Below are 12,842 nucleotides of genomic sequence, written 5' to 3' on the forward strand. Positions count from 1 at the left end.
GACGGGGGCCTCGTTGATCACCGCGAGCTTGTCGGGCGTTCGAGCCCCCGCCGGGCGTCGGCCTCGCTCTGCTCGGTGCGGGCCTGAGCGAGCTGGGCGGCCTGGTCGTCGCGGGCCGCCTCCTCGCGGGCGGTGCGCACCGTGTCGGCAATCGCGACCGATGCGCATGTCGACGTCGCGCTGTCCCGCGTCGAGCTCGTCCCAGGGTGTCGGCCAGGACGGCTTTGGGTGGAGTTGCTCGCGGGCCCAGGCAAACCACACCTCCCGAACCATCCGGCCGAGCAGGGCCATCGCCGGGTCTCACAGTAACCGTCGTCGTTGATCACGCCGACCGACTGCCCGGGCAGGTCCACCACGTACATCAGCTCGGGGGCCGCGCCCTGCCGCCGGGCCAGGTCCATGGCCGCCCGGCTCAGTTCGGGGCCCCGGAGTGACGACACGATCAGGGCTTGCGGGCGATACCGCCGAACATGAGGCGCTGGCCCACGGTCAGTTCCTCGGGGGCGTCCGCCTCCGGACGCCACAACGGCAGCGGCACGACGCCCGGCTCCACCAGCTCGAACCCTTGGAAGAAGCCGGTGATCTCCGCGACGGTGCGGAACCTGCCGGTGCCGAGGAGCGCGAGGTACTGCTTCTCCGCGTCCCGGGACTCCTCGCTCGAGTCGCAGAAGTGGGTGATGAAGAGGTAGCTGCCCGGCGGGACAGCGGCCATGTACGCATCGACGATTCCCTGCGGGTCCTCGTCGTCGTGCAGGTGGTGCAGGATGCCGACGAGCATCACGCCGACGGGGCGGTCGAAGTCGATGAGCTGCTTGACGGCCTCGTCGCCGAGGATCGCGACCGGGTCGCGCAGGTCCGAGGTGACCACCGCGGTGCGCTCGTTCTCGGCCAGGAGGGCCCTGCCGTGGGCCAGCACCATCGGGTCGTTGTCGACGTAGACCACGCGGGCCTCCGGGTTCGCGCGCTGCGCGACCTGGTGGGTGTTCTCCACGGTCGGCAGCCCCGAGCCGAGGTCGATGAACTGCGTGATGCCCTGGTCGATCATGAAACGGACGCCGCGGTCCAGGATCTGGCGGTTGTAGGCCGCCACGTCGTAGATCTCCGGGATGACCTTGACGATCTCCGCGACGAACGCGCGATCGACCTCGAAGTTGTCCTTGCCGTGCAGGACGACGTCATAGGCCCTGGCGATGCTGGGCCTGGTCGTGTCGATCGCGCTCTTCCACTCATCCGACTTCTCGCCCACAGGTGCCCTTCCTCACGGAGTCGATCATCAGGATCATAGGGCGGATCCGGCCCGACAAATGCGCTTATCGACGCATTGTCGCCAGCCGCCTGCTTCGCCGCGCGGCACGCCGTACGCGCCGCGGACCAATCCGGGGCGGTGGCGGCACGACGTGGCCCCGGATGGCCGCCGGCACTGCTCCAGCACCGTGAGGACGGAGATCTGATGCCCCGCATCGCGGCCATTCTTCTGCCCACCCGCGAACCCATCGGCGCCCGACTCATTAGCGCCGGCGCGCACTTCCACGCGGTAGACGGCCAGGACGAGGACGACGAGTGGGGCTGTCGAATGAAAATCGCCGATGGCGCCTACACCGACTACTGGCTGGACTCGAGCGACGGCTATGTCTGCGCCGTAGGCTCCTCCAGCCAGCGGTGGAAGTTCCTGGGCAACGGAGACCACTACGAATGGTGGCAAGACGAACGGCCGGTAGTGATCACCGACACGGGGCCAGCGGCAGCCGACTGCGCGCCCAGTACCGCGCCACGTACGGGCCCGGCCTGAAGGTCAGGCCGTGAGGGCGGACGCTGCTTCCCGGTAGATGACACTCGGGTCCTCGGACAGCCACGCCTTCACCTGGCGGCTCCAGGCGTCGGCGAGCACCTCTGGCCGGTGCGCCTCGATGCCGTCGAGGGCTGCCGCGACGATCGCCTCGGGGGCGGTCTTGTCGCCGTCGTACCAGGCCATCATGTCGGTGTCCGCGGCGCCCAGGTGCAGGCCCGTCACCAGGGTGCGCTGGTCGGCCAGTTCCAGGCGGACGCTGTTGGTGAGCGCCCACTCGGCGGCCTTGGCCGCGTGGTAGGCGCCCGCGCCGTTGAAGGCGAGCCAGGAGATCGCGGACAGGACGTTGAGGATCGCGCCGTCTGCCAGTTGGGGCGCGAAGGCGCGGATCACGTTGAGGGTGCCGTAGAAGTGGGTGTCCATCTCGCGGCGGATCGTGTCCAGGTCGCCGGTGATGAGGTTCGCACCGGTGGAGATGCCCGCGTTGTTGATGACGATCTTGACGTCGGGTGCCGCGGCGGCCGCGGCGGCGACCGACGCCGGGTCCGTGATGTCCAGGCGCAGCGGGATGACTCCCGGTACGTCGATGAGGTCGGGACGACGGGCGGTGGCGTACACCTTGCCGGCGCCGCGGTCGAGGAGAGAAAGGACGAATTGCCGGCCCAGGCCCCGGTTGGCGCCGGTGACCAGCACATGTGCTCCGTTGATCTGCATACCGGATAGGCTAAAACCTGACGTTGACGTCAGAGGCAAGTGTTGTGATGGAGGTCACGGTGCGTATCGGCGAGTTGGCCGCGCGATCGGGCGTCAGCGTGCGGGCCCTGCGTTACTACGAGGAGCAAGCGCTGCTGCAGGCGGACCGAAGCGAGTCCGGGCAGCGACACTATCCCGAATCGGCGGCCGACCGCGTTCGACTGATCCAGACGCTCTACTCCGCCGGCCTGTCCAGCCGGACCATCGCCGAACTGCTGCCCTGCGTCGATGCCAAGGTCAGCACCCCCGAATCGCGCGCCCGGCTGGCCGCCGAGCGTGATCGCATCGACGCCCAGATCGCGGCGCTGGCGCGTACCCGCGACAACCTGGACGCGGTCATCGCCTCCACCGGAAGCCCGGCCGGCGACTGCGCGTGGATCGCGGACCGAGACGTCGCCGCGCAGGCGAGTCGCTCCGCGACCCCATGATCGCCGCAACCCGGATCACTCGTCGACGATCAAGGTGAGATGTCCTAAAGATCCCTTCCCAGTCCCGCGTCGGAGGCTTCCCCCGGTGTGAGGTGCCGCAGGATGATGGCGCGGCGTCCCTTGACGATCGCGCCTCCATCCGTATGCATCCCACAGGATCAGTCCAGCCAGCGGCCGACCCCACGCACGGTGACCTCCAGCAGTTCCGCCGGATTGTCCGGATCCGGATAGTAGATGATCATGGTGGTGCCGGCCGGTAGCAGCAGTTTGATGGCCTGAATGCACCCGGCCACGGTCTGACGCTGCGCATCGGGCCCAGTGCCGCTGATCGGCACCGCGTCGCAGACGCCGCCGCGGTTGTTCATGACGAGCCGCAGCGTGTTCTCCTTCAGCGCCACCTCCCGCGTGGCGACGCGGTAGGCGAGCTGCGTCTCGAGGTGCCAGGCCGGGGGCGCCATGGGCAGGCCGAACTGCTGCGTGTACAGCAGGCTGAGACGTTGTTCGAGGGCCGCGAGGTCGTCGTGCAGACCGCTCTCGACGGTGTAGTTCGCCCACTTCTCCAGATCGGTGACCGGTGGCAGAGTCGCGATCGGCAGGCCGTTCGCATCGAGCACCCGTCCGGACGCGTCCACGATGTAGCCCTGGTTGTTGAGCCGTTTGATGGTCTCGCTCACGTCCTTGAGCTGCTGCGCCGCGTCCTCGAACGGGCAGTGCCCGCCTTCCTGGACGCATCCGATCGGAACAGTGCGCAGTATCGACGTTGCCAGCTCGGTCTCGCGGGTCGCCCAGAGGATGGACAGATCAGATTGGCGCGCGAGCAGGTACATCGTTCCCCAGATCGAGTTGTACTCGCCGAATCGAAGTTCCTCCGGGACGTGCGACGCCACGAAGGTCCCCCTCCACTGGGACGCATACTCGTCCCAGTCGGGATCTTCGGACAGTTCCAGGGCTCCAGTGATGCAGTCCGTGAACGACTGCGCCGCATCCGCGACACCGCCCTTGAGGGCGTTCTTGCAATCGCCGACCAAGCCGTACTGGGAGGCGGCGTTGATCAGGTCCATGCCGGTCAGGGCTATGTACTCTTCGGCGAGGCGTTGAGCGTCGGTCTCCCGGTTACCGATTTCCCTTGCCGCGAAGGAGAATATCGGGCTCAGGACGATGGACATACAGGCGTCCTGGGCTTTGCCGACGAACTGCCTCTTGCAGTGCTCGACGTTGTCCTTCGCGAAGCCGTCCGGATCGTGGAGCGGCCCCTTGGGGTCGTTCAGGATCTCTTCAGCGCGTGCGTCGCAGTCGTGGTATCCAGGATTGCCGAGTTCGGGTGCATTCTCGCAGTGCTCTTTCAATTCCCGCTTGAGCTCGCGCAAATGTCCCTCGGCCTCCAGCCGATAGGTCTCGAACACTTCCGCGGCGATGCGAGCCGCCTCGGACGCGCTCTCGCCGGCCGCGATTTGCGCGGCGTACGCGGTGTCATAGGCGGCGTAGGCGCTGGCCGCGTCCTTTGCCGCCGAGACGGCCGAGGCGCGGGCCCAGCGGGCCGAGAGGGACGCCGACCTGGCCGACTGCTGGGCCTGCTTGGTCGCTGCGGCGGCGGTGCGGACGGCCGCTGCTGCCCGTTCCGCGGACGCGGCGGCGTCGCGGGCGTGGGCGACGGCATCGGTCGCGAACTTCTTCGCTTCCTCGGCCGCCTTGCCGGCGTCGTTCGCGTAACCGATGGCCTCCTCCGCCGCGCCGCGGGCCTCCGCCGCCGCAGCCTGCGCGGTGCGCGCGAAGTCGACGGCCTGCTGCGCGATCTGCGAGGTCTCGATCATCAAGGAACTGGCGATGTAGTTGTGCGTCGCGGTCGCGTAGTCGCGCTGGGCCGCACGGTGCCGCTCCACCTCCAGGAATTCGACCTGCATCGCCGTCGTGCCGGCCAGCGCGATTTGGGCGCCGTTGCGCACCTCGGTCCCGTGAGAGTCGTCTCCGGCGATCGCGCCGACCTTCGCCCGGACGTCGATCGCGTAAGCGGTGTTGTGCTCCTTGTCGAGGAATTTCTTGAGGGCGCCCGGATCGTCCGAGCGCAGGGCGACGTTCGCCGCTTCCTCGATGTGGGTGTTGCCGGTGCTGCGGGCGTCAGAAAGGATGCCGTTGACCTCCTCCCGGTCCTCGGCGGCTTGCTCGGGGTAGTCCGGGTCCTTGAGGAACTCGATGACGTCGGACCATCCGCTGTCGAGAGCGTCCTGAGCGGCTGCTCTCATGGCCGCGCTGCCGGTGATCATGAGGCCGGTCAGCGTCGTGCGGTCGTCCTGCTCCTCGGCGGACGCGAGTCCGCTCTTGACGAACCCGATGACAAGGAGGTCATCGTCCTCGCCCAGAGCCTTCATGGCCGCCGAACTGGTCCACGTGCCGGGCACGGTCGCGAAGTAGCGGGCCACCTCCCGCGCCTTGAGGGCCGCCGATGCGGCCTCGGTCTCCGGCGCGTTGGCGACCTCGGCGATCAGCGCGTCGATCTGCGGGGTGTGGTACTGGCCCATTGGCACATCGAAGCCGCGAGCCTCCCCCAATCGGGCCTCGGCGGCTTTCTGACTGATGTACCGGGCGAAGGACAGCTCAAGGTCCAGCTCCTTCTGGAGTCGTTCGGCGTCCGCCTCACGCGCCGCTTTGTAAACGATCTGGGCCGTCTCAGCCGCCTGCAACGCGTCCTCCGCCGCGCGGTAGGCGTTGTTCGCGTGCTGCGTCGCCAGCTCGGCCGCGTTGACGGCGCTGCCCGCATGCTGGGCCGCGCTCGCCGCGGCGCTCGCCGACTGCTCCGCGTAGGTCACGGCGCGCGTCGCCGCGTCGCGCGCCTTTCCGGCCGCGTCCTTGGCGATGTCGGCCTGACGTACCGTCTCCTCGGTGGCGCGCCTCGCCTGGTCCGCGCTCGCTTTCGCCCGCGCGGCCGCTGCGAACGCGTTCCGGGCCTCGGCGCTGGCCTGCCCCGCATAACGCCCGGCGGCCTCGGCCGCGCGTCCGGCGGCCTCGGTGTTCGCCCTGGCCGAATCGGCGGCGGCGACCGCGGCGCGCGCCTGCTCGGTCACGGTGATGATCTGATTGATGGGCGAGATCAACGCGGTGATCTCCGGACCGATCCGCTGCATGTCCCGGTTGTACTTCTCCGCTTTGGCAGCGGCTGCCGCGTCCAGCTCTGCCGCCGTCGCGGCCGCCCACGCCTCGTCCGACTTCGTGTGTGCCCGCGCCGCCGCGGTCGCCGCGCGTGCGGCGGCCCCTGAGGCTGCGCGCGCGGCCGTCGCCGCTGTCCGCGCGGCCTGTACGGCGACCCGGGACGCGGCCGCGGCGCGGTCGGCGGCCTCAGCAGCGCGTTGGGCCTGACGCTTGGCCTCCGCCGACTCCTGCCCGGCCAGCGAGGCGAGGCGTTGCGCCTCTTCCGCGTCGCTCTTGGCCGCCGCGGCCTCGGCTTTCGCACGGTCGGCCTGCGCGACCGCGGAGATCGTCTCGAACGCCGCGCGGCGGGTCGCCTCGGTGGCGCTCGCCCGGAGATCGTTCAAGGTCTGGTTCTCGTTGTCCCGGGCCTGGGCCACACCCCAGTCGATCTGGGCGAAACGCTCCAGCATCTCCTGGCTGCCGTCCTGGAGTGCCCGGTTCGCCGCGGCCTGCACCTGCGGGCCCCCTTCGGACATCGCCCGGTTGACGACCGCGCGCAGGTCGATCCGGTACGGCACCCGCCAGCCAGAGTCGATGAACTTCCCCAGGTCCGCACGCGACCCGTTGCGCAGCACCGCGTTGGCGGCAGCCTTGACCTCCGGTCCGCCGGCCGCCCTCATCTTGTTCACGCTGGCGCGCAGGTCGATCTCCCGGGCGGTCTCCCAGCCACCGTCGAGAAACTTCGCCACGGCGCCGGGGTCGTCCGAGAGCAGGGCGGCATTGGCAGCGGCGGCCACCTCAGGCTCGCCCTGGGACTTGATGCGGCCGACCTGCTCACGATCGTCCTGCGCCACGAGCCGGGGAAGCTCGGCGAGCAGGGCACAGACCGCCGCTCTGTCCCCGAGCAGCGCCCTCTCGGCGGCCGGACGGACGTTCACGCCGCCCGTCACCCACGCTTCCAGAACCACCTGACGTTCGCATACCGGTGCTGGGGGCGGGTCCGCCGCCGCTTTTGCCTCGGTGATGGGGCTGCCTGCGAGAAGCAGCGAGAGCACGGTGCCGATGACCCCTGCCGTTTTGCCACCACCACGTAACGCTCGAATCGTATTCACTTCCACCATTTCCGTCGATGTGGTCAATGAATGGGCTGAACGGCCGGCCGGAGCTCATGCGCCCGACCGGCCGTTTCGTACTCAGCCGACGACCCGCAGTTCCAGGAGGGTCTCGCTGCAGTTCTCGGGATAATCCGGGTCACTCTCGTCACACGTGACATCCGTACGTCCGAACTGCTCGCTCTCGTCCCGCTCGACGCGCTTGGTCCGCTCCGTTCCGGTCTCCACGTTGACGACTGTCGCGTCCACGTCGTGGCCGGCGCCCGGCGAGCGGCTGTCTCCCTGAACCTCGAAGACGTTCGGGATCCGGAGCTTCACCCATCCGTCGGAGCCGAGGACCTTGAAGCAGACCGCCGTCACGCCGAGGTGCGGCTCGCCGACCTCGGTGTTGCCGTTCAGCAGGCCCGGGAACACCTTGAGCACGCCGATCCCGTTCTCCGGGGACGAGCTGCACGAGACCCAGATGAGCCCGCCGTTCCCGGAGATCAGCTCGAAGTTCTTCTCCTCGGCCTTTTCCGTACCCCAATCGGTCTGACCGGAGGTGCCCGCGTATTCGTGCGGGAAGTGCGCGGGGTAGGCGAACCTCTCCACGATGGAGTCCGGGCCGATGACGGGCGTCACGGTGACCGGAACCACCCGTACGGGAGGAAGAGCACGTCCCGCGAAATAGGCGATCTGGTCACCCGGACGGTAGGCGAACAGATGGCTCTGCCCGCCCGTGCTCGTGAAGTCGAAGGTGATGATGCGGTCCTTCGCCAGCTCCAGGTTGTAACCGCCGATGCCGGTCGAACTGTGGAACACCGCCGCGAACGAATTGCCCGCACCGTGCCGAAGGATCCAGGCCGTCTTTCCGCCCGGACGGTAGAGCAGCAGATGATCCAGCCTGCCCGTGTGCTCGTAGTCGTAGGCGATGATCTGATCCGCCGTGCTCTTCAGGTCATAACCTCCGATGCCGGCCGCGCTGTTGAAGACGGCCCTGAACGTGCTCCCCGCACCGTGCTCGAGGACCCAGGCCGTCTGCCCGCCCGGACGGTAGAGCACCAGGTGATCCGGCTTCCCCGAACCCGTGTAGTCAAAGGCGATGATCCGGTCCTTGACATCCTTCAGGTTGTATCCGCCGATCCCACCATCGGCCGTGGCGAAGACCGTCGTGAACGTGGCATTACCGTTGTGCCGGAGAATGCGGGCCATACCGGTCCCCGGCCGGTACAACAGCAGATGGTCCAGCTTCCCCGAATGCTGGTAGTCGTAGGCGATGATCTGGTCCTCGGCGCCCGTCAGGTCATATTCGCCGATGCCTGCCGAGCTGTTGAAGACGGCTTTGAACGTGTTGCCCGCGCCGTGCTCGAGAATCCAAGCGGTATGCCCGCCCGGACGGTAGAGCAGCAGATGGTCCAGTTTTCCCGAACCCGTGTAGTCAAAGGCGATGATGCGGTCCCGATTGTCCTTCAGGTCATACCCACCGATACCAGTGGTCGAGGAGAAGACCGGGGCGTAGGTGCCGTCCGTCCTCCGCTTGACGATGAAGACGATCTGCGAGCCCGGACGGTAGAGCAGCAGGTGATCCAGCTTTCCCGAATGGTCGTAATCGAAGGCCACCGCCTGATCACGGTTGTCCTTCAGGTCATAGCCGCCGATACCGGTCACGCTGCCGCCGTACTGTGCGAAGGACGTGGTGGGCTCGATCGCGACCGTGCGGATCCAGCTCGCCAGGTCGTCCAGCCGCGCCGCATCGCCGCCGCGCGCCCCGTCGTCGGCGGCGCCCAGGCAGCCTCCCTGGCCCGCGCCGGAGCTGAGCCCGACGAGCTCCGCGCGGTCCCCGCTCGTGCGCAGCACCGGCGCGCCCGCGTCCCCCTGACAGGCGCTCACGTCACTGCCGTTCGCCCCGGTCCAGCCGAACGAGCCGGCGGCCACGGCCCCCGCCACGACCGGCGCGGCATGCACCCGGTTGGGCGCCCACTGCTCAGCCGTTCGTCCATAGCCCACGACCTGCAGCGCGTCCCCCGCGGCAGGAACGGTGGAGCCGACCACGGCAGGCGTGATGCCGACGGCCCGCAGCGCCAGCTTGACCAGCACGACGTCCCGGTCGCTGTGCGGGTGGATCCATTCCACGGGCAGCACCCGCCCACCCGAACCGGACAGGTCCGTCCTGCCGACCGTCACCGTCGTCGCCGTCTTCGGCGCTCCGCTCGTGACGGACTGCCCTTGGGAGGCGAAACAACTGGTGGCGGTGATCACCCATTGCGGGCTGACGAGGGCTCCGGTGCAGCTATGCGTCTCGCCGACGTTCACCTTCGCTACGAAACCGTAGGTGCCGTCGGCCACCGGGCTGGCTCCCTTGACGGCCTGGGCCGGCGTCGCCCCTGCCCAGAGCACCGCTGAGGAGGCGACCATCAGGAGGGAGAGGGTTGTGATGTGTAAGGACCGAATGATCCGCTGGAGGTTCACGGCACGATTGTGAAGATCACGCCATCGGCCAACCAGGGCGCTACCCGGACATAAGCCGGACATTTACCCAACGAGCTTTTCGGACTCTCTGTATCGCTCCTCTGCCGCTCGGGGTGTTCCCTGATGAGATCTAGCCGGAGAGGGTGGCGGCCAGCCGCCTTCGGTCGGTCTTGCCGTTGGCATTCAGCGGCAGGTCGTCCAGCCCGACGAAGCGGGACGGCGTCATGTATGCGGGCAGCGACTCCCTGACCAGCACCGTCAGTTCCTCTCCGCGCACCGGCCCGCCCGTGTAGGCGGCCACCAGGTCAACCTCGCCGTCATCCGAGGCCAGAGGGATGACCACCGCATCCACCACTCTTGGGTGCCGGCGCAGGACCGTCTCGATCTCACCCAGTTCGATCCGAAAGCCGCGGATCTTCACCTGGTCGTCGATCCGGCCCAGGTGCAGGAGCGCCCCTTCAGAGTCCGTGACCAAGTCACCGGTTCGATACCAGTGCTGGTCGGTGAGGGTGTCGCCCTCCTGACAGGGCACCGCCCGCCCGTCGTCGAACGCGATGAACCTGCCCTCGTTCTGTCCGGCGTCCAGATAACCGGGGAAGCGCTGGATGCCCCGCACACACAGTTCGCCCTCGACGGCCGGGCGCCCCTCTTCGTCCAGGACGACGTGTTCGAGCCAGGGATGTACGGCGCCGATGGGCACCGTCCCGTTCCTGGTCCGCGGCCAACGGGCGGGATCGGCGGGCAGGCTGTAGTGGACGCAGGTGATGGTGGCTTCCGTGGGCCCGTACAAGTTATGGATGGCGCTGGCGGGTGCGGCCCGCCGCCACGCGGCCGCCTGGTCGAGCGTGAGCTGCTCACCCGCGAACATGCTGTGCCGCAGCGTGGGCATCGCATCCGGTGGCAGGGCATCCAGGCGGCGGGCCAGCGACACGATCGACGGGACGGAGAACCAGTGCGTCAGCTCGTGCGCGTTCACATAATCGGCCGGGGACAGCAGGTCCAGCTTTGTCGGGACGACCAGCGCCGAGCCCGACCCCCAGGCGACGAACATGTCGAAGACTGAGACGTCGAAGGTCAGGTCGAAGGTCTGGGAAAAGCGGCAGCCCGGACCGGCCTCGAAGTAGTCGATGTTGGCGGCGAGATAGGTGTCGAGGTTGTGGTGAGGGATGGGCACGCCTTTGGGCTTGCCCGTGGAGCCCGAGGTGAACAGCACGTAGGCGATGTCGCCGCCGTGGCGGCCGAGCCACGCGGTCTGGGGCAGGCGGCCCAGGCTCTCCGGGGACATGGTGACCGTGGTGCCGGGCGTACCGATGTCTGCGGCGTCCTCGCGCAGCACCAGGTCCACACCGGCCTCCGCGCACAGGACCCGGTTGCGCACCGGGGGGAAGGAGGGATTGAGCGGTACCACGGTGGCGCCCAGGCGGAGCGCGGCGAGGTAACCCGCGTAGGCCACCAGGCTGCGGGCGGCCAGCAGGCCGACGGCCTTGGGCGGCCCGCCATTGACCCTGACCAGGTGGCCCGCCAGCCGGTCGGCCAGGCTGTGCAACTCCCGGTACGTCAGGCGGTGCGCGCCCACTTCAAGAGCGATCCCCTCCGGGTTGCGCTCCGCGCCGGTCGCGAACCATTCGTACAGCGTCACAGGTACCTCTCCCGTCAGACGACGCCCGCTTTGTGCGCGAACACGGCGAGCTGGAGCCGGTCGCGAAGTTGGAGCTTGCTCAGAAGATTGGACACGTGGAACTTGACTGTCGCCTCGCTCACGTAGAGCTTGGCCGCGATCTCGGTGTTGTTGTGGCCGTCGGCGACCAGGATCAGGACTTCCTGCTCCCGGTCGGTCAGCGACATGATCGTCTTCGGCGCCAGGTGCGGCAGCCCGCTCTCGAATCGCTGCAGGAACCTGCTGGCGACCTCGGGAGCGAAGAACGCCTCGCCCTGGGCGATGGCTCTGATCGCGCCCACGAGCTGCTCGCCGTCGCTGGAGCGCAGCAGGAACCCCCGGGCGCCCGCCCTGACCGCCTCGAAGGTGGCCTCGGGGTGCTCGGTCAAGATGATGCTCCGCGCTGAGTTGGCCAGTGGGTCCGCGCGCAGCCGCTCGGTGACCTGGATCCCGTTGAGCCCGGTCAGCCGTTCGTCGATCAGCGCGACGTCGGGCCGCAGCCCTCTCGCCTTGGCCACCGCCTCGAACCCGTCACCGGCATCGCCGACGACACATATGCCGGCCTCGTTGTCCAGCGTGGTGCGCAGCGCCGTCCGCAGCAGCCGCTCCGAATAGCAGACGAGCACTCGGATGTCCATGAGGCCGCCGCTCATCTGGGGTGCGTCAGCGCGATGTCCGCGGTGGCGGACAGGCCGGGTAGCCGTTCGCGGCTCGTCACGATCACGGCGGTGAAGCCCAGGCCCAGCAGCGAGTGCACGGTCTCACTCCCATCGGCGTTGTCGAGCACGAGCAGGCCACGGGATCCGAACCGCATCGTGTGCTCGGTGCGGTCGTGCCGCAGGTCCGCGGCGAGCGTGCGGGAGGCGAAGTGTCCCGAGCGCAGGTCGACGTAGAACGACTCCACTGCCATGCGCGCACGCAGCAGGTGCGCGCTGTGGACAGCGAGGGTGGTCTTGCCCCAGCCCGTGCCGCCGGTCACCGCCACGACGGCGGGATGCCCCGCACCTGAGGCGTGCGAGACCGCGTCCTCGACCTCCCGCAGCAGCGGCACCCGTTCGATCAGCACGGAGCGGCTCACGGCGGGCAGCTCCCACGGACCCGCCTCCGCAGCGGGAAGGACAGGGCCGCGGGTGATCGCCTCGAAAGCCACCCGGTCGGCGTCGGTCAGATCCAGTGCGGCGGCCAGCCGGCGCAGCGAGGTACGGCGAGGAAAACGGGTCCGGCCTCGCTCCAGGTCGCGCAGCGCGCGCACGCTCAGCGAGGCTCGCTCGGCGAGTTCCTCTTGAGTGAGCCGAGCCCGCCCCCTGTGGGCCCGCACAAGGTCGGCGAGCATGAGTCCCTCGGACAAGAGCCCAGACTTCAAGGATTCCTCCCAAAGGTTTCGTATCTCCGAAACGTAGGCGCTGGTGCCTACTGGCGGCTCTCGTCCCGGCATCGCCTCGGGATCGCCCCGATATCGCCGGTCATTCCTCCTGGTAGGCGCAGGGGGGCCAGTGCCATGGTTGGCCGCATGTTGCCGACAGGACGTATCCGAC

10 protein-coding genes are annotated in these 12,842 nt (G+C 68.6%); 2 read left to right on the plus strand and 8 right to left on the minus strand.

Going from position 1 to position 12,842, the window contains the following annotated elements:
• Positions 1–17: 17 nt before the first annotated feature.
• Both ABZS69_RS40370 and ABZS69_RS40375 read right to left on the minus strand, forming a co-directional pair.
• Positions 18–440: a hypothetical protein gene (locus tag ABZS69_RS40370; RefSeq protein WP_355381597.1), complete on the minus strand. Its 423-nt coding sequence runs from the start codon at positions 438–440 to the stop codon at positions 18–20.
• A 2-nt stretch (positions 441–442) separates the two neighbouring features.
• A complete protein-coding gene (locus ABZS69_RS40375) occupies positions 443–1,246 on the minus strand; it encodes an SAM-dependent methyltransferase (protein ID WP_355381599.1) in 804 nt (267 codons plus the stop codon).
• A gap of 204 nt (positions 1,247–1,450) precedes the next feature.
• Between ABZS69_RS40375 and ABZS69_RS40380 the strand changes: the two genes are divergently transcribed.
• A complete protein-coding gene (locus ABZS69_RS40380; RefSeq protein WP_355381601.1) occupies positions 1,451–1,789 on the plus strand; it encodes a hypothetical protein in 339 nt (112 codons plus the stop codon).
• A gap of 3 nt (positions 1,790–1,792) precedes the next feature.
• On the opposite strand, the gene ABZS69_RS40385 is transcribed toward ABZS69_RS40380, so the two are convergent.
• Positions 1,793–2,500, minus strand: coding sequence for an SDR family oxidoreductase (locus tag ABZS69_RS40385; RefSeq protein ID WP_355381603.1), 708 nt, complete (start codon positions 2,498–2,500; stop codon positions 1,793–1,795).
• A 59-nt stretch (positions 2,501–2,559) separates the two neighbouring features.
• Between ABZS69_RS40385 and ABZS69_RS40390 the strand changes: the two genes are divergently transcribed.
• Positions 2,560–2,967 carry a MerR family transcriptional regulator gene (locus tag ABZS69_RS40390; RefSeq protein WP_355381812.1) on the plus strand — a complete coding sequence of 136 codons (408 nt, stop codon included), beginning with the start codon at positions 2,560–2,562 and terminating at the stop codon, positions 2,965–2,967.
• 158 nt (positions 2,968–3,125) lie between these two features.
• Here ABZS69_RS40390 and ABZS69_RS40395 read toward each other — a convergent pair whose 3' ends face one another.
• From ABZS69_RS40395 to ABZS69_RS40415, 5 genes are all read right to left on the minus strand, one after another.
• Positions 3,126–7,211: a DddA-like double-stranded DNA deaminase toxin gene (locus ABZS69_RS40395; protein WP_355381605.1), complete on the minus strand. Its 4,086-nt coding sequence runs from the start codon at positions 7,209–7,211 to the stop codon at positions 3,126–3,128.
• 72 nt (positions 7,212–7,283) lie between these two features.
• Positions 7,284–9,596: a trypsin-like serine protease gene (locus ABZS69_RS40400; protein WP_355381607.1), complete on the minus strand. Its 2,313-nt coding sequence runs from the start codon at positions 9,594–9,596 to the stop codon at positions 7,284–7,286.
• Between the two features lie 184 nt (positions 9,597–9,780).
• Positions 9,781–11,289 (minus strand): amino acid adenylation domain-containing protein, encoded by a 1,509-nt coding sequence (locus tag ABZS69_RS40405; protein WP_355381609.1) that lies wholly within the window; start codon positions 11,287–11,289, stop codon positions 9,781–9,783.
• Between the two features lie 14 nt (positions 11,290–11,303).
• Positions 11,304–11,945 carry a response regulator transcription factor gene (locus ABZS69_RS40410; protein ID WP_355381611.1) on the minus strand — a complete coding sequence of 214 codons (642 nt, stop codon included), beginning with the start codon at positions 11,943–11,945 and terminating at the stop codon, positions 11,304–11,306.
• An 11-nt stretch (positions 11,946–11,956) separates the two neighbouring features.
• On the minus strand, positions 11,957–12,640 hold the full coding sequence (locus ABZS69_RS40415) for a helix-turn-helix transcriptional regulator (RefSeq protein WP_355381613.1): 684 nt from the start codon (positions 12,638–12,640) through the stop codon (positions 11,957–11,959).
• Positions 12,641–12,842 lie beyond the last annotated feature (202 nt).

This window comes from Nonomuraea sp. NPDC005650, assembly GCF_040605375.1.
Taxonomy (GTDB): Bacteria; Actinomycetota; Actinomycetes; order Streptosporangiales; family Streptosporangiaceae; genus Nonomuraea.